Source organism: Actinocrispum wychmicini, assembly GCF_004345645.1.
GTDB classification, from domain to species: Bacteria; Actinomycetota; Actinomycetes; order Mycobacteriales; family Pseudonocardiaceae; genus Kibdelosporangium; species Kibdelosporangium wychmicini.
Map to the genome: position 1 here is coordinate 546,261 of NZ_SLWS01000005.1, position 16,557 is coordinate 562,817.

Annotated in this window: 15 protein-coding genes; 13 read left to right on the forward strand and 2 right to left on the reverse strand. The window is 68.0% G+C overall.

The window, feature by feature from the left end:
* Window positions 1-4: 4 nt before the first annotated feature.
* Window positions 5-754, reverse strand: coding sequence for a phosphate ABC transporter ATP-binding protein (locus EV192_RS24510; RefSeq protein WP_243727075.1), 750 nt, complete (start codon window positions 752-754; stop codon window positions 5-7).
* A 327-nt stretch (window positions 755-1,081) separates the two neighbouring features.
* On the opposite strand from EV192_RS24510, the gene EV192_RS24515 reads away from it, so the two are divergent.
* Window positions 1,082-2,071: a type 2 periplasmic-binding domain-containing protein gene (locus tag EV192_RS24515; RefSeq protein WP_132119187.1), complete on the forward strand. Its 990-nt coding sequence runs from the start codon at window positions 1,082-1,084 to the stop codon at window positions 2,069-2,071.
* A gap of 51 nt (window positions 2,072-2,122) precedes the next feature.
* Here EV192_RS24515 and EV192_RS24520 read toward each other — a convergent pair whose 3' ends face one another.
* Window positions 2,123-2,497 carry a tetratricopeptide repeat protein gene (locus tag EV192_RS24520; protein ID WP_132119189.1) on the reverse strand — a complete coding sequence of 125 codons (375 nt, stop codon included), beginning with the start codon at window positions 2,495-2,497 and terminating at the stop codon, window positions 2,123-2,125.
* A 154-nt stretch (window positions 2,498-2,651) separates the two neighbouring features.
* Here EV192_RS24520 and eno point away from each other — a divergent pair, with 154 nt between their 5' ends.
* The 12 genes from eno (at window position 2,652) to EV192_RS24580 (ending at window position 16,510) form a co-directional block, all read left to right on the forward strand.
* Window positions 2,652-3,938, forward strand: coding sequence for a phosphopyruvate hydratase (gene eno, locus EV192_RS24525; protein WP_132119191.1), 1,287 nt, complete (start codon window positions 2,652-2,654; stop codon window positions 3,936-3,938).
* A gap of 4 nt (window positions 3,939-3,942) precedes the next feature.
* Window positions 3,943-4,398 (forward strand): FtsB family cell division protein, encoded by a 456-nt coding sequence (locus tag EV192_RS24530; RefSeq protein WP_132119193.1) that lies wholly within the window; start codon window positions 3,943-3,945, stop codon window positions 4,396-4,398.
* A gap of 1 nt (window position 4,399) precedes the next feature.
* Complete coding sequence (locus tag EV192_RS24535; RefSeq protein WP_132119195.1) at window positions 4,400-4,900, forward strand: DUF501 domain-containing protein; 501 nt, start codon at window positions 4,400-4,402, stop codon at window positions 4,898-4,900.
* Between the two features lie 193 nt (window positions 4,901-5,093).
* On the forward strand, window positions 5,094-6,302 hold the full coding sequence (locus EV192_RS24540) for a lytic transglycosylase domain-containing protein (protein WP_132119197.1): 1,209 nt from the start codon (window positions 5,094-5,096) through the stop codon (window positions 6,300-6,302).
* 13 nt (window positions 6,303-6,315) lie between these two features.
* Window positions 6,316-7,260 (forward strand): Ppx/GppA phosphatase family protein, encoded by a 945-nt coding sequence (locus tag EV192_RS24545; protein ID WP_132119199.1) that lies wholly within the window; start codon window positions 6,316-6,318, stop codon window positions 7,258-7,260.
* 139 nt (window positions 7,261-7,399) lie between these two features.
* Window positions 7,400-9,043: a peptide ABC transporter substrate-binding protein gene (locus EV192_RS24550; protein WP_132119201.1), complete on the forward strand. Its 1,644-nt coding sequence runs from the start codon at window positions 7,400-7,402 to the stop codon at window positions 9,041-9,043.
* 74 nt (window positions 9,044-9,117) lie between these two features.
* Window positions 9,118-10,044: an ABC transporter permease gene (locus EV192_RS24555; RefSeq protein WP_132119203.1), complete on the forward strand. Its 927-nt coding sequence runs from the start codon at window positions 9,118-9,120 to the stop codon at window positions 10,042-10,044.
* Entirely contained in the window at window positions 10,037-11,011 is a 975-nt protein-coding gene (locus tag EV192_RS24560; RefSeq protein WP_132119205.1) for an ABC transporter permease, read from the forward strand. The genes EV192_RS24555 and EV192_RS24560 overlap by 8 nt, the downstream gene beginning before the upstream one ends.
* 78 nt (window positions 11,012-11,089) lie before the next feature.
* Window positions 11,090-12,082 (forward strand): ABC transporter ATP-binding protein, encoded by a 993-nt coding sequence (locus EV192_RS24565; protein ID WP_132119814.1) that lies wholly within the window; start codon window positions 11,090-11,092, stop codon window positions 12,080-12,082.
* Entirely contained in the window at window positions 12,075-13,073 is a 999-nt protein-coding gene (locus tag EV192_RS24570) for an ABC transporter ATP-binding protein (protein ID WP_132119207.1), read from the forward strand. The genes EV192_RS24565 and EV192_RS24570 overlap by 8 nt, the downstream gene beginning before the upstream one ends.
* A gap of 12 nt (window positions 13,074-13,085) precedes the next feature.
* Entirely contained in the window at window positions 13,086-14,807 is a 1,722-nt protein-coding gene (locus EV192_RS24575; RefSeq protein WP_165960583.1) for a S8 family serine peptidase, read from the forward strand.
* The gene (locus tag EV192_RS24580) at window positions 14,804-16,510 is read left to right on the forward strand and encodes a S8 family serine peptidase (RefSeq protein WP_165960585.1); all 1,707 of its coding nucleotides are present in this window, start codon (window positions 14,804-14,806) and stop codon (window positions 16,508-16,510) included. The genes EV192_RS24575 and EV192_RS24580 overlap by 4 nt, the downstream gene beginning before the upstream one ends.
* The last annotated feature ends 47 nt before the right edge of the window (window positions 16,511-16,557 follow it).

Sequence of the window (16,557 nt, forward strand, 5' to 3'; positions counted from 1 at the left end):
GGCGTCAGCCGAAGCGGCCGTTGACGTAGTCCTCGGTGCGTGGGTCGACCGGGTTGGCGAACATCACCTCGGTCGGCCCGGCCTCCACGATCTCGCCCGGCGCGCCGTCCTCGGCCAGGAAGAACGCGCACTGCTGGGAGACCCGGGCGGCCTGCTGCATGTTGTGGGTGACGATGACGATCGTCACCTCGGCCCGCAGTTCCGCGATCGTCTCCTCGATCCGCCGGGTCGACGTCGGGTCCAACGCCGAGCACGGCTCGTCCATCAGCAACACGTCGGGCCGGACGGCCAGTGAGCGCGCGATGCACAGCCGTTGCTGCTGGCCGCCGGACAAAGCGCCGCCGGGTTGCCTGAGCCGGTCCCGGACCTCCTTCCACAGCCCCGCTTTCGTCAGGCACTGTTCCACCAGGTCCAGCTTTGCCGACCGGGACGCCTTGGCGCCGGTCAGCTTCAGCCCCGCGGTCACGTTGTCCGCGATGGACATCGCCGGGAACGGGTTGGGCTTCTGGAACACCATGCCGATCCGGCGGCGGGTCTCGGTGATCCGCCGGCCCTGTTCGTAGATGTCCCGGCCGTCCAGCAGGACCTCGCCGGCCAGCGACGCGCTCGGCACCAGCTCGTGCATCCGGTTGAGAATCCGGAGAAACGTGGACTTGCCGCAGCCGGACGGTCCGATCAGCGCGGTCACACCACCGGCCGACATGGTCAGGGACACCCGTTGCAGCACCTTGTGGTTGCCGAACCACGCGGAGATGCCGACGGCCTGGAGCGTGCTCCCGCCCGGCTCGACGAACTCGTCGACCGTGGTGGGTGTCAGCTCCTCGGTGTCAGTGGACACGGATACTCCCTTGTGGACAGTGCGCGTGCGTCAGGCCTGCAAGCTATGCCGGGCAACCGACCGGTCGGTGAACAGGAGGTTCACCGGACATGGCCCCGTTACCAGTTTGTTGCTCGTTAAGCAGCTAGGCGTGTGGCGAGAAACCAGTTTTCGCACGATCAAGGTGGTCGGCCCAGTGCGGGTGAGGGACGGTTGTCCTAGCCCCGATCGGGGCAAAACCGTTGAAGGACAAGGAGATTGTTGATGCGCTCCATCCTCGGGAAGGCAGCGGTCACCCTCGGCGCCGCAGCGGCCGTGCTCGGTCTCGCCGCAGGCAACGCGGTCGCCGACCCCGGCGCCACGCCGCTGACCGGCGACATCGTGGGCGTCGGCTCGGACACCACCGAGTTCGTGTTGAACGGCCTGGCCGCTCAGTACAACAGCGAGCACGCGCGGCCGGCCGACTGGCTGGCGTCGTGGGACGCCACCGGCTCCGGCTCGATCACGACCAAGGCCGGCGCCCCGGCGCCCATCACGCGGCCGAACGGCTCCAGCGCCGGCATCAACGCGCTGATCGCCGACGGCACCGCGCACAACATCGACTTCGCGCGGTCCTCGCGGTTCGTCGGCTCGAACCCGGCCGAGGCGAACTACCGGTTCCTGCAGTTCGCGCGGGACGGCCTGACCTACGCCACGGCCACCACGTCCAACGTGCCGACCACGCGGACGACCCTGCAGCTCAACGACATCTACAGCCGCAGCACGCCGAACTGCGTGCCGCTGGTGAAGCCGTACATCCCGCAGTCCGGTTCCGGCACCCGGTCGTTCTTCCTGGCCAGCATCGGCCTGTCCGAGGCCACCCTGGGCAACTGCGCGCAGGTCTCGCAGGAGCACGACCCGGCGGTCATCCTGAACGACCCGAACGCCATCGCGCCGTTCTCGGTGGCCCGCGGCTGGGGCGTCACCGGCCTGAAGCTGAACAAGATCGACGACTCGGTCCGGCCGGCCGGTCTGCCGGCCAACGTGACCGCGACCGACACCCCGCCGAACGGTGCCGTCTCGCCGATCACGGTGTACGACCGGGGCCTCTACAACGTGGTCCGCAACGATGACGCCACCCAGGCGAAGTACTCGAACGTCTTCGGGCCGTCCGGCTGGATCTGCACCGACTCGGACGCCAAGGCCGTCATCACCGGCCAGCACTTCCGGCTCGCCTCGGCACTGAGCTGCGGCCGCCACACCTCCGCCAAGTAGTCCCGCTCGACCTGGCGACGGCCGCTCTGTCCACGGACAGGGCGGCCGTTTCTACCGGTCCTCGTTGAGCGCGATCCTGGCGTTCACCTCGCTGAGCGCCTCGTGGTACTCCGGGACCGGGTTCATCGCGGTGGCCAACCGGTACTGCCGGCGGGCCTCGACGAACCTGCTCTGCCGTTGCAGCGCGCGGCCGAGCGCGAAATGGGCGTAGTGGTCCGTCGGGTCCAGTTCGATCACCCGCCGGAACGCCTCCTCGGCCCGGCGCAACTGGGCGGAGCCCAGGTAGGCCCGGCCGGCCAGCAGCTGCACGCTCGGTTTGTCCGGTTCGGCCTCGAGCAGTGGTGCCAGCGCCGCGAGGGCGTCCAGTGGGCGGCGCTGGGAGACCAGGAACTCCGCCATCCGAAACGCCTGCACCATGTCCGTCATGATCGCCTTACGCTACGCGTCGTTCGCCTGCTGTTCGACTGCCGTCCGAGTGGCGGGACCAATCTCACCTCGCCTTGCGTGCCTTCGACCGGGCCGTCCACCCGCACAGCTAGTCTAGGCGGGGAATAGATGCGGTGAGCTGGGAGGGAAACCAGTGGCGGTCATTGAGCAGGTCGGCGCACGCGAGATCCTGGACTCGCGGGGCAACCCCACCGTGGAGGTGGAGGTCGCGCTGGACGACGGCACGTTGGCCCGTGCGGCCGTCCCGTCGGGCGCGTCGACGGGCGAGCACGAGGCCGTCGAGTTGCGGGACGGCGACAGCAACCGGTACCTCGGCAAGGGGGTCGAGAAGGCGGTCACGGCCGTGCTCGACCAGATCGGGCCGGAGCTGAACGGGATCGAGGCCGTCGAGCAGCGGGTGGTCGACCAGAAGCTGGTGGACCTGGACGGGACGCCGGACAAGTCGCGGCTGGGCGCGAACGCGATCCTGGGCGTGTCGCTGGCGGTCGCCAAGGCCGCCGCGGAGTCCAGCGGGCTGGAGCTGTTCCGGTACGTGGGCGGTCCGAACGCGCACGTGCTGCCGGTGCCGATGCTGAACATCCTCAACGGCGGCGCGCACGCGGACACCGACGTGGACATCCAGGAGTTCATGATCGCCCCGATCGGCGCGGACTCGTTCCGCGAGGCGCTGCGCTGGGGCGCGGAGGTCTACCACTCGCTGAAGTCCGTGCTGAAGAGCCGTGGCCTGGCCACCGGTCTCGGCGACGAGGGTGGGTTCGCGCCGAGCCTGGGCAACAACCGGGAGGCGCTCGACCTGATCCTGTCGGCCATCGAGAAGGCCGGGTACCGGCCGGGCCGGGAGATCGCGCTCGCGCTGGACGTGGCCGCCACCGAGTTCTTCGCGGACGGCGCCTACACGTTCGAGGGCGGCAAGCGCAGCGCCGAGCAGATGAGCGCGTACTACCGCGAGCTGCTCGACAAATACCCGCTGGTGTCGATCGAGGACCCGCTGGCCGAGGACGACTGGGACGGCTGGGTGCGGATGACCGCCGAGGTGGGCGAGCGGGTGCAGATCGTCGGCGACGACCTGTTCGTGACCAACCCGGAGCGCCTGGAGGAGGGCATCTCCCGGCGTGCGGCCAACGCGCTGCTGGTGAAGGTGAACCAGATCGGCACGTTGTCGGAGACGCTCGACGCCGTGTCGTTGGCCACGTCCTTCGGCTACAAGAGCATGATGAGCCACCGGTCCGGGGAGACCGAGGACACGACCATCGCGGACCTCGCGGTGGCCACCGGGGTCGGCCAGATCAAGACCGGCGCGCCGGCCCGCAGCGAGCGGGTCGCCAAGTACAACCAGCTGCTGCGCATCGAGGAGATGCTCGGCGACGCCGCCCGGTACGCGGGCGACCTGGCGTTCCCTCGGTTCAACCCAGAGAGCTGACGGCATGAGCGAGACCAGCGACGACCGGCCGGAGCGCGCCTCTCGCAGGCGGCCAGCTCCGCGGCGTCGCTGGTTCACGCGCGGCTGGTTCGGCATCTCGACCACCAGACGGGCCGCGGTGGTCGCCACAGTGGTGTGCGCGCTGGCGCTCTCGATCGCTGTCCCGCTGCGCACGTACTTGTCCCAACGGGACGACGTCGCCGCCCAGGAGAAACGTCAGGCAGAGCTGCGCGCGCAGGTCCAGGAGCTGGAGGAGCGCAAGGCGCAGCTGTCCGACCCGGCGCAGATCCAGGCCGAGGCGCGCCGCCGGCTGCGGTACGTCATGCCGGGGGAGACCCCGTACATGGTGCAGCTGCCGGGCGACAACGGGATGCAGTCGAGCCGCCAGACCCCGCAGGCGCCAGGACCGCAACAGCCCTGGTTCCAGAACCTGTGGGACTCGGTCATAGGAAGCAGATAGCGTGCGCTTGGAACCGGTCACGGACGAGGACCGTCAGACGATCGCGGCACAGTTGGGGCGGGCGCCACGCGCGTTGCGGGCCGTCGCCTACAGGTGTCCGAGCGGTCATCCCGCGGTTGTCCAGACCTCGCCACGGCTGGAGGACGGCACGCCGTTCCCCACGCTGTACTACCTCACGTGCCCACGGCTGACGTCACTCTGCAGCACCCTGGAAGCACAGGGAGTGATGAAGGAGATGACCGCGCGGCTGGCGGAGGACGCCGACCTCGCCGAGGGGTACCGCAAAGCGCACCAGACGTATCTGGCCGAACGTGACGCCATCGAACCGCTCGGTACGGACGTCAGCGCGGGCGGGATGCCGGCCCGGGTGAAGTGCCTGCACGTCCATCTGGCACACGCGCTGGCCAGCGGATCCGGGGTGAACCCGATCGGCGACGAGATCATCGCCCTGATCGACGGCGGTTGGCCGGCCGGAGATTGTCAGGCAGCTAACAACCGGTAGCCAGTAACTGTAAGTTTGCTGAGGGATCCGGCCGAACAGACCAAAGACCCGTGAAATCCCGGCCCGTTTCGGGCACGCTGGGGGCCGGGCCGCCAAAGGTCGCGGGAAAACGTGAAAGCCGAGAGATTCCGGGGAGGCCGGATCCGTGTCGTTCGTGCCAGCACCGTTCAACAGGGCTGCCCGACGTAGGTTGATGCGCTTCTTGCGGCGTCGACGTGGTCTGGTCGCAGTGGTCGTCGCTGTTCTGCTCGTCCCGGTGGCCGCGGCCGCGGACACCGCTGGCTGGGTGAACGCGGCGGACGCGAAGCCGCTCGTCCCGGTCGCCAACGGCCTCGGCCGTGGGTTCTTCGGCATGGACCTGGACGACCTGGGCGCGACCGGCCAGCTGCCGCAGGTGGACCAGCTGTCGGATCAGTTGCTGCGGCTCGCGGGTGACCCGGGCGCGCTGGCGTCGTCCGGCGACCCGATCTCGGTGCCCAGCGGACCGCTCGGCATCCCCGGCCCGGCGAAGACCGCCTACGACAAGGCCGCGGCCCTCCTCGCCACCCAGCAGCCGAACTGCCACATGCCGTGGTACCTGCTGGCGAGCATCGGCCGGATCGAGTCCAACCACGGCAACGGCGGCCAGGTCGACGCGAAGGGCAACGCGCTCACCCCGATCTACGGCCCGACCCTCAACGGCCTTGGCTTCGCCGCGGTCCCGGACACCGACCACGGCCAGTGGGACGCCGACACCCAGTGGGACCGGGCGATCGGCCCGATGCAGTTCATCCCGTCGACGTGGGAGCAGTACGCGTCGGACGGCAACGGCGACGGCGTGAAGAACCCGCAGAACTTCTACGACGCCGCGCTCGCGGCTGGGAAGTTCCTCTGCTCCGGCGGCCTGGACATGGCCAACGACCAGCAGCGCGGGATCGCGGTGTTCCGCTACAACCACTCCGAGAGCTACGTGCGGACCGTGCTGATCTGGGCCAACGCGTACGCCAACAACATGACCGTGATCCCGCCGGACACCGGCGTCACCAACGTGGCCAACACCACGAACAACACGCCCAGCAACAACCCCGGCACCCAGCAGCCGCCGCCCCAGCAGCCGCCGACATCGACACCGACGTCAACGTCGAGCAGCTCCACGACGTCGTCGAGCTCGAAGGTCACAGTCACCATCCCGGCCACGACGTCGTCCTCCAGTTCGTCGTCCTCGTCGTCCACGCCTCCGTCGTCGAGCTCGAGCTCCTCCAGTTCGTCGACTCCGCCGACGTGCTCGTCGTCGAGCGCGCCGCCGGACTCGAGCGCGCAGCAGTCGGCTCAGCCGACGAGCACGAGCCAGGCGAGCGCGGCCGAACACGCCGCCGCGGCGGCCGCGGACGATCCATGCAAGCCCGCGGCGGGCAGCAAATAGTAGATTCAGCGGTATGCCAAGGGTTGCCGCGATCGACTGTGGAACGAACTCCATCCGCCTGCTCGTGGCGGATGTGACCGAACGCGAGGACGGCACCTCGTGGTTGCGTGACGTCCATCGGGAGCAACGGGTGGTCCGGCTCGGCCAGGGCGTGGACGCCACCGGGCGGCTCAACCCCGAGGCGCTGGAGCGCACCCGGGTGGCACTCGTGGACTACACGGCCATCCTGCGCCGCAAGGGCGCGGAGAGCGTCCGCATGGTGGCGACCTCGGCGACCCGGGACGCGGTCAACCGGGACGACTTCTTCGACATGACCGAGGCGGTGTTGGGCGTGCCGGCCGAGGTCATCTCCGGCGACGAGGAGGCCACGCTGTCGTTCACCGGCGCGGTCGGCGACCTCGACCCGTCGGCCGGGCCGTTCCTGGTGGTGGACGTCGGCGGCGGCTCCACCGAGTTGGTGCTGGGCACGTGGGACGGGGTCAGGGCCACGCCGAAGGCCGCGCGGTCGACCGACATCGGCTGTGTCCGGATCACCGAGCGGTGCCTGCGGTCCGACCCGCCGACGGCGGACGAGATCGCGGCCGCGGACCGGTTGGCCGAACAGGTGTTGGCGGAGGCGTTCGAGGTCGTTCCGGTGGCCGAGGCGAGGACGTGGATAGGCGTGGCCGGGACCGCGACCACCTTGGGCGGGATCGCGTTGGAACTGCCCGAGTACGACTCGGACGCCATTCACCTCTCCCGTGTTCCCAAGGAGCGGATCGGGGAGCTGAGCCGGCTGCTGCTCGGCATGGACCACGACGCCCGCGCGGCCATGCCGGTGATCCACCCCGGCCGGGTGGACGTGATCGGCGGCGGCGCGCTCATCTTCGAGGTCCTCGCCCGCCATCTGCCCGGTATCGCCGAACTCACCATCAGTGAGCACGACATCCTGGACGGTATCGCTTTGTCGCAGTTGTAGGACCGTGAGCGACTTTTGAACGGGACCAATCGGCGTAAATGCCCAACATCGTGATGGGCTTGTGACTCGTATCACCTCTTTTCCCCGGTTACCGTCCCTCTCGACCGGATGTCGCTGGGGGATGTCGAGAGGGAGTGATATGCGGACACGAACGGTACCGGCGGTGGCGATCCCGCTGCTGGCGTTGGCGTTGGCACTCACCGGATGCGGCGGCGGGAACACCGGCGCCGGAGGCTCGACGTCCAGCGCCGCCGCCGCGGCCGGCGGCAACGAGAACGGCGCGATCTCGATCTACGGCACCGAGCCCGAGACGAACATGTTGCCGGCCAACGCGACCGACGCGGGCACCGCGAAGTTCCAGGAGGCGATCTACGCCCGGCTGGTCGGCTTCAAGCCCGAGGACGGCTCGACGTACAACGACGTGGCGGAGTCGATCACCACCACGGACTCCAAGGTCTTCACCATCAAGCTCAAGAAGGGCTACAAGTTCCACGACGGCACCGACGTCAAGGCGCACAACTTCGTCGACGCGTGGAACTTCGCCGCCTACATCAAGAACAGCCAGCTGGCCGGCTCGTTCTTCGAGAGCATCCAGGGCTACGACGAGGTGCACCCGGACGACAAGGCCAAGGCGCCGACCGCGGAGAAGATGACCGGCCTGAAGGTCGTCGACGACTACACCTTCGAGGTCACCCTCAAGGGCCCGTTCTCGGTGTTCACGTCGATCATCGGCTACCTGCCGTTCTCGCCGCTGCCGGACAAGTTCTTCAGCACGACACCGGACGACTTCGCCAAGAACCCGATCGGCAACGGCGCGATGAAGTTCGTGTCCCGCACGCCGAACGTGGACATCAAGCTGACCCGGTTCGACGGCTACACCGGCCCGAAGAAGGTGCACTTCAAGGACCTGACCATCAAGATCTACTCGGCCCAGGAGGCGGCCTACAAGGACCTGCTGTCCGGCAACCTGGACTTCATGGAGGCGCTGCCGCCGTCGGCGAAGGCGGGCGGCAAGTACGAGAAGGACCTGGGTGACCAGGTGCTGCGGGCGAACCTGCTCGGGGTCAGCGGCCTGGCCGTGCCGGACTACCTGCCGCAGTACAAGAACCCGGACGTGCGCAAGGCGATCTCGATGGCGATCAACCGGGAGCAGATCACCAAGACCGTGCTGAACGGCACGTACGTGCCGGCGGACGGCCTGGTGCCGGAAGGCATCGAGGGCTACGAGAAGGACACCTGCGGCGAGGCGTGCCACTACGACCCGGCGAAGGCCAAGGCGCTCTGGGACAAGACCGGCTTCCAGGGCAAGGTCACCATCACGTCCAATGCGGACGGTGGCCGCAAGGAACCCCTTGAGGCCGCGTGCAACAGCATCAAGAACGCGCTCGGCGTGGAGTGCGAGTTCGTGCCGGCCACGAACTTCGGCCAGTACCGCCAGGTGGTCAACGCCGGCAAGCTCACCGGTCTGGGCCGGTCGGACTGGTCCGCGGACTACCCGTCGATCGAGAACTTCCTGAACCCGATCGTCCGGACCGGCGGCTCGTCCAACGACGCCAAGTACTCCAACCCGGCCGTGGACGAACTGCTCAAGAAGGCCGACACCACCGCGGACAAGGCGCAGGCGATCAAGCTGTACCAGGACGCGGCCAAGCTGGCCGTCAAGGACCTGCCGAAGATCCCGACGTGGGTGGAGAAGGGGGTCGGCGCCCGGTCCAAGAACCTCAAGGCGGCGCAGCTGAACTTCAAGCGCCAACTCGAGTACTCCTCGGTCGTCGTCGCATAGCACCTTCACCTCGTGAGTGGTTCCGCGGGCGGTAGCTCGCGGAACCACTCACGAGAGAGTCCTTGGGAGTGGCCATGGGTCGCTATGTGCTTCGACGACTTCTCCAGTTCGTCCCGGTGTTCATCGGGACCACTTTCCTGATCTACGCCCTGGTGTGGGCCGTGCCAGGGGACCCGTTCGCCGGCAAGTGCGGCGACCGGCAGTGCCCGACCGAGTTCGTGGCGCAGATGACCGAGAAGTACGGGCTCGACCGGCCGCTGGTCGTGCAGTACGTCGGCTATCTGGGCCGGTTGTTCAGCGGCGACTTCGGTACGACGTTCAACGGCAACTCGATCGGCCAGCAGATCGCCAACTCGTATCCGATCACGGTCCGCCTCGCGCTGATCGCGCTGCTGATCCAGACCGGCATCGGGATCACCGCGGGTGTGGTGACCGGCTTGCGGCGCAAGGGTTTCCTGGACAGCCTGGTGCTGGTCTCGACGCTGTTCCTGATCTCGCTGCCGGTGTTCGTGACCGGGTCGGTGCTGCAGATCGTGCTCGGGGTGGACCTCGGCATCATCAACCCGACGGTGTCGCCGCAGGCGAGCCTGGGCGAACTGATCGTGCCCGGGTTCGTGATCGGCAGCATCTCGATGGCCTACGTGACCCGGCTGACCCGGACCAGTGTCGCGGAGAACAAGGGCGCCGACTTCGTCCGGACGGCGATCGCCAAGGGCCAGCCGACCCGCCGGGTGGTGGGCGTGCACCTGCTGCGCAACTCGGCGATCCCGGTCATCACGTTCCTCGGCACCGATCTGGGCTCGCTGATGGGCGGGGCGATCGTGACCGAGGGCGTGTTCAACATCAACGGCATCGGCGGGCTCATCTTCCGCAACATCGCGGAGAAGGAAGGGTTCATGGTCACCACTATCGTGACCCTGCTGGTGCTGGTGTACCTCGCGATGAGCCTGATCGTCGATCTCATGTACGCCGTTCTCGACCCGAGGATCCGATATGACTGACCCCGGTTCCGTCGGCGGCGGTCCGGCGCTGCAGGACTTCGCCGCCGGCGAGGTCACCGACCTGGCGATGCTGGACGACAGTGCCGAACGCCAACGCAAGCCCCGCAGCCTGTGGGGCGACGCGTGGCTCAAGCTGCGCCACAAGCCGATGTTCTACATCTCCAGCGTGATCATCCTGCTGGTGGTGCTGATGGCCCTGTTCCCCAGCCTGTTCACGTCCCGGGCGGCGGACTTCAACAACCTCGACCACCAGAGCGAGTCGCCGTCGGCGGACGCCTGGTTCGGCTATTCCTTCCAGGGCTACGACATCTGGGCGCGGGCCATGCACGGTGCTCGGGCGTCGCTGCTGGTCGGGCTGCTGGCGACGGTCCTGACTGTCCTCATCGGATCGTTGATGGGCATCATCGCCGGGTTCTACGGCCGGCTGACCGACAGCTTCATCTCCCGGTTCGGCGACATCTTCGCCGGCCTGCCGTTCGTACTCGGCGCGATCGTGATCCTCACGACGCTCAACCCGCCGGGCAGCGACCCGGGCGAGACCCGGATCGTGTTCCAGGTCGTGGTGTCGATCGCGGTGCTGTCGTGGCCGGTGTCCATGCGGATCATGCGGTCGGCGACGATCGTGGCCAAGCAGCTGGACTACGTGAAGGCCGCGCGGGCGCTCGGCGCGAGCACCCGGCGGATCATCTTCCGGCACATGCTGCCCAACACCATCGCGCCCGTGCTGGTGTACGCGACGATCGCGTTGGGCGCGTTCATCGCGGTGGAGGCGACCCTGGCGTATCTCGGCATCGGCATCCGGGCGCCGGTCGTGTCGTGGGGTGTCATGATCAACGACGCCAAGGACTACGTGCAGACGTCGCCGCACGAACTGCTGTTCCCGGCCGGTTTGGTGACCATCACGGTGCTCGCGTTCGTCATGCTCGGTGACGCCATCCGCGACGCCCTCGACCCGAAGTCGCGGTGATCTGAAGTGACCACGGTTTATGACGGGGAGAAGGGCGAGTTCGTCGAGCCGGACGAACGCCGGACCGACACCACGCCGTTGTTGGAAGTGGCGGACCTGCGGGTCGAGTTCCGGACCAACGACGGCGTCGCGAGTGTCCTCAATGGAGTCTCGTACCACGTGAACGCGGGGGAGACCCTGGCCGTGCTCGGCGAGTCGGGCTCCGGCAAGAGCGTGACCGCGCAGACGATCATGGGCATCCTGGACGTCCCGCCGGCGGTGGTCCTCGGCGGCCACGTCCGGTTCCACGGCGAGGACCTGCTCGCGGTGAAGCCGTCCCGCCGGATGGCGGTCCGTGGCGAGGGTATCGCCATGATCTTCCAGGACGCGTTGTCCGCGTTGAACCCGGTGTTCACGGTCGGCTTCCAGATCGAGGAGCAGCTGCGGGTCCGGCGCGGGATGTCACGCAAGGACGCCCGGGTCCGCGCGATCGAACTGCTGGATCTGGTGCGGATCCCGAACCCCCGCGGCCGGATCAAGAACTATCCGCACGAGTTCTCCGGCGGTATGCGGCAGCGCGCGATGATCGCGATGTCGTTGGCGTTGGACCCGGAGCTGCTGATCGCGGACGAGCCGACCACCGCGCTGGACGTGACCGTGCAGGCCCAGATCATGGACCTGTTGGCGGAGATCCAGCGGGAACGGGACATGGGCCTGATCCTGATCACCCACGACCTCGGGGTGGTCGCCGAGGTCGCGGACCGGATCGCGGTGATGTACGCGGGCCGGATCGTCGAGCAGGCGGACGTGTTCACGCTGTTCCGCGATCCCGGGCACCCGTACACCGAGGCACTGCTGGCGTCCCTGCCCCGGCTGGATCTGAAAGGGCAGGAGTTGACCGCCATCAAGGGGTTGCCGCCGAGCCTGACGCGGATCCCGCCGGGCTGCCCGTTCCATCCGCGGTGCGTGCGGGCCGAGGACGTGTGCAAGACGGACGTGCCGGAGTTCCACCGCCTGCCGGGCGGCCGGTTCTCCGCCTGCCACTTCGCGGAGAACCTGGTGACCCACAGTGCTGGTGATCTGAATGACTGAGGCCATCCTGGAGGTCCGTGACCTCGTCAAGCACTTCCCGGTCCGGGTCGGCGTGCTGTTCAAACGCACGATCGGGCATGTGAAGGCGGTCGACGGCGTGTCGTTCGACCTGACCAGGGGCGAGACCCTCGGCGTGGTCGGCGAGTCCGGGTGCGGGAAGTCCACGCTGGCCCAGGTGCTGATGCGGCTGGAGCCGCCGACCAGCGGCACGGCCCGGTTCGAGGGCCGGGACATCTTCGCGATGAAGGGCGCGGAGCTGCGGAAGCTGCGCCGGGACATCCAGATCGTGCTGCAGGACCCGTACACGTCGTTGAACCCGAGGATGACGGTCGGCGACATCATCGGCGAGCCGTTCGAGATCCATCCCGAGGTGGCGCCGAAGGGCTCCCGGGAGGGCAAGGTCCGCGACCTGCTGGACGTGGTGGGTCTCAACCCGGAGCACATCAACCGGTATCCGCACCAGTTCTCCGGCGGGCAGCGGCAGCGGATCGGCATCGCGCGGGCGCTCGCGCTGCGGCCGAAGGTGGTCATCTGCGACGAGCCGGTGTCCGCTTTGGACGTCTCGATCCAGGCGCAGGTGATGAACCTGCTCGGCGAGCTGCAACGCGACCTCGGACTGTCCTATGTGTTCATCGCGCACGACCTGTCGGTGGTCCGGCACCTGTCCGACCGGGTGGCCGTGATGTACCTGGGCAAAGTTGTCGAGGTCGGCACCGAGGACGAAATTTACGGTCAGCCAACGCATCCGTACACCCAGGCACTGCTGTCCGCGGTGCCGGTGCCTGACCCTCGGCTGCGTGGCCGCCGGGATGTGATCCGGTTGGTAGGCGACGTTCCCAGTCCAGTGAACCCACCATCCGGATGTCGGTTCCGGACCAGGTGTTGGAAGGCGCAGGATATCTGCGCGGCGGAAGAACCGAAGCTTGTCACGCGGGTGGCGGGGCACCCGAGCGCATGTCACTTCGCCGACGCGCAAGTCGTTGTTCCGTAGCGAAGGAGAGTCGTGAGACGTAGAACCGTGCTGGCTGCGGCGGTCGGACCGCTCGTCGCCACACTGACCGTGGTGGCCGCGCCCACCGCGACGGCGTTACCCAACTTGTCGGGCAGAACCGTGGAGTACAACGTCCTGGCGTCGGACGCGACCGGTCTCGACGCGGCCATGGCGGCCGCGCGCGCGGCCGGCGGCACGGTCACCGCTCGCAACACTGCGATCGGCTTGATCACCGTCTCCGCGCCAGAACGCGGTTTCACCGAACGCGTCGGCCGGGCGAACGGCGTCTTCTCGGCGGCCCGCAGCCGGTCGATCGGTCAGGCCCCGAAGTCGGCGTCCGCTCCCCGACCGGACGCGATCGAGAAGGAGCCCGCCGGCCTCGCGGGCAAGGCCCGCACGGCCAAGATCCAGTCCGTGGGCCTGGACCCGCTGGACAACAACCTGTGGGGCTTGACGTCCGTCCGTGCGGACCTCGCCCGCGACAAGACCATCGGCGACAAGCGCGTGAAGGTCGGCGTGCTGGACACGGGTGTGAACGGCACGCACCCGGACCTGGCCGCGAACTTCAACAAGGCGTTGTCGCGCAACTTCGTCAAGGACATCCCGTTCGACGAGAACGGTGTCATCGTCGACGGCCCGTGTGAGTTCCGCGGCTGCGTCGACCCGGCCGACTGGGACGACAACGGGCACGGCACGCACGTCGCCGGCACGATCGCGGCGGCCGCGAACGGATTCGGTGTTTCCGGGGTGGCGCCCGGCGTGTCCATTGTGAACATTCGAGGCGGCCAGGACTCGGGCTTCTTCTTCCTGCAGCCTGTCGTGGACGCGTTGACGTATTCGGGTGACGCGGGCCTGAACGTCATCAACATGTCGTTCTTCGCCGACCCGTGGCTGTACAACTGCGACAACAACCCGGCGGACACGCCGGAACAGCAGGCGCAGCAGCGGACCATCAAGACCGCGATCACGCGGGCGATGAACTACGCGTACCGGCACGGCGTCACGCAGGTCGTGTCGTTGGGCAACCAGCACTCGGACCTGGGCGCGCCGCAGGACGACTCGAGCAGCCCCGACTACCCGGCGAACACCACGCACACCAGGAAGATCGACAACAGTTCCTGCCTGTCGCTGCCGGTCGAGGGTCCGCACGCGATCGGCGTGTCGTCGTACGGCCCGTCCGGTGCCAAGGCTGACTACTCCAACTACGGCCTGGAGAAGATCTCGGTGTCCGCCCCTGGCGGCTACGCGCGTGACTTCTTCGGCACGCCATGGTTCAACACGATCGAGAACCGGGTCCTGTCGACCATGCCGCGCAATGTCGGCCTGGCCAACGGGTTGATCGACGCGGCCGGCAACATCACACCGGCGGGCGCCCTGATCGGCGTCAAGAAGGACACCAAGCCCGACGGCACGGTCGGCTTCTACCAGTGGCTGCAGGGCACGTCGATGGCGTCACCGCACGCCGTCGGTGTCGCCGCGTTGATCGTGAGCCAGTACGGGCACTACGACAGCCACGGAAACGTGACCATGAACCCCGACCGGGTGCAGAAGGTCCTTGAGGGCACGGCGTTCAAGTCACCCTGTCCGAACCCGCGGACGGTCGACTACATCAAGGAGGGCCGGGACGCCTCGTTCACCGCGACCTGTGAAGGCGATCTGCAGTTCAACGGTTTCTACGGACACGGCCAGGTGGACGCTTTCGCCGCCGTGACGAGGGGAGCGGAGTTCCTGTGAGGAAGACGCTTATCGCCGCTGTTTCGGCGTTGCCGGCACTGCTGCTGACAGTGGTCGCGACGCCCGCGCAGTCCGCGACCGCGATCGAGTACGGCGTGCTGGCGGCCGAAGGTGTGTCTCCTGACGTCGTGGCAAGGGGAATCCAGGGTTCGGGCGGCACGGTTCTGCGGCGCAACGACGCCGTGGGCCTGTTCACCGTCTCCGCGCCCGACGGTTTCGCCGCCAAGGTCGCCAAGGTCCGTGGTGTGTTCTCGGTGTCGCTGTCCCGGCCCATCGGCCAGGTGCCCACGGGTGCCAAGCTGAAATCGAGCCGGGACGCGGTCGAGAAGGAAGGCGTCGGCTCTCCCGCCGGCCTGGCCGCCAAGAACCGGGCGCCCAAGCCGGTTGGCACGGACCCGTTGGACGACAACCAGTGGGGCCTCAAGTCGGTGCGGTCCGACCTGGCCCGCACCAAACAGGCCGGGGACAGGCGGGTGAAGGTCGGCATCCTGGACACCGGGGTGGACGCCACCAACCCGGACATCGCGCCGAACTTCGACCGCGCGCTGTCCCGCAACTTCACCCGGGACATCCCGTTCGACGAGAACGGCAACGTGGTGGACGGCCCGTGTGAGTTCCGCGGCTGTGTCGATCCGTCTGATGTGGACAACGGCGGTCACGGCACGCACGTCGCCGGCATCATCGCGGCAGCGGCCAACGGCTTCGGCCTCTCCGGCGTTGCGCCCGGCGTGTCTATTGTGAACATTCGCGGCGGCCAGGACTCGGGCTTCTTCTTCCTGCAGCCGGTGGTGGACGCGTTGACGTATTCGGGTGACGCGGGTCTGAACGTGGTCAACATGTCGTTCTTTGTGGACCCGTGGCTGTACAACTGCGACAACAACCCGGCGGACACGCCGGAACAGCAGGCGCAGCAGCGTCTGATCAAGACGGCCATCACCCGGGCCCTGAACTACGCGCACCGCAAGGGCGTGACTCTGGTGTCGGCGTACGGCAACCAGCACACCGACAACGGCCGCCCGGTTCCGGACACCACCAGCCCGGACTACCCGGTCAACACCACGCACACGCGCACGATCGACAAGGCCACCTGTGCGTCCCTGCCGTCGGACGGCCCGCATGTGATCAACGTGGCGTCGTTCGGCCCGTCCCAGGCCAAGGCCGACTACTCCACCTACGGCCTGCAGGGTATCTCGGTGTCGGCGCCGGGCGGCTACTTCCGCGACGGCCTCGGCACCCCGTGGTACCGCACGCTGGACAACGAGATCCTGTCCACGTATCCACGTAATGTGGCGGAGACCGAGGGCCTGATCGACGCCGCCGGCAATGTCACCCCGGACGGTGTCGCCGCCGGCGTCAAGACTGTGACGACCAAGGGCGGCGCGCTCGCGGTCTACCGGCCGTTGCAGGGCACCTCGATGGCCTCGCCGCACGCGGCCGGCGTGGCTGCGCTGATCGTCAGCCAGTTCGGCAAGGTCAAGGGCGACAGGGTGACCATGGATCCGGACAAGGTGGAGCGGGTCCTGGCGGGCACGGCCGCGAAGATCCCGTGCCCGACGCCACGGACCGTCGACTACACCGTGGTCGGCCGGCCCGCGGACTGGAACGCGACCTGTGAAGGCACCCTGGACTTCAACGGCTTCTACGGCCACGGAGGCGTGGACGCCTGGTCCGCGGTGACCCACGGCGCCGATTTCCTGAGGTAGGACAAAGGTGACGGCCCTCCCCGCCGGGGAGGGCCGTCAGTCTGCCT

What these genes read in the sequence shown, in the direction of transcription:
- EV192_RS24550 (WP_132119201.1), top strand. Translation starts at nt 7,400, where the DNA reads ATGCGGACACGAACGGTACCGGCGGTGGCGATCCCGCTGCTGGCGTTG.
- EV192_RS24515 (WP_132119187.1), top strand. Translation starts at nt 1,082, where the DNA reads ATGCGCTCCATCCTCGGGAAGGCAGCGGTCACCCTCGGCGCCGCAGCG.
- EV192_RS24530 (WP_132119193.1), top strand. Translation starts at nt 3,943, where the DNA reads ATGAGCGAGACCAGCGACGACCGGCCGGAGCGCGCCTCTCGCAGGCGG.
- EV192_RS24520 (WP_132119189.1), bottom strand. Translation starts at nt 2,497, where the DNA reads ATGACGGACATGGTGCAGGCGTTTCGGATGGCGGAGTTCCTGGTCTCC.
- EV192_RS24545 (WP_132119199.1), top strand. Translation starts at nt 6,316, where the DNA reads ATGCCAAGGGTTGCCGCGATCGACTGTGGAACGAACTCCATCCGCCTG.
- EV192_RS24560 (WP_132119205.1), top strand. Translation starts at nt 10,037, where the DNA reads ATGACTGACCCCGGTTCCGTCGGCGGCGGTCCGGCGCTGCAGGACTTC.
- EV192_RS24570 (WP_132119207.1), top strand. Translation starts at nt 12,075, where the DNA reads ATGACTGAGGCCATCCTGGAGGTCCGTGACCTCGTCAAGCACTTCCCG.
- EV192_RS24540 (WP_132119197.1), top strand. Translation starts at nt 5,094, where the DNA reads ATGCGCTTCTTGCGGCGTCGACGTGGTCTGGTCGCAGTGGTCGTCGCT.
- EV192_RS24555 (WP_132119203.1), top strand. Translation starts at nt 9,118, where the DNA reads ATGGGTCGCTATGTGCTTCGACGACTTCTCCAGTTCGTCCCGGTGTTC.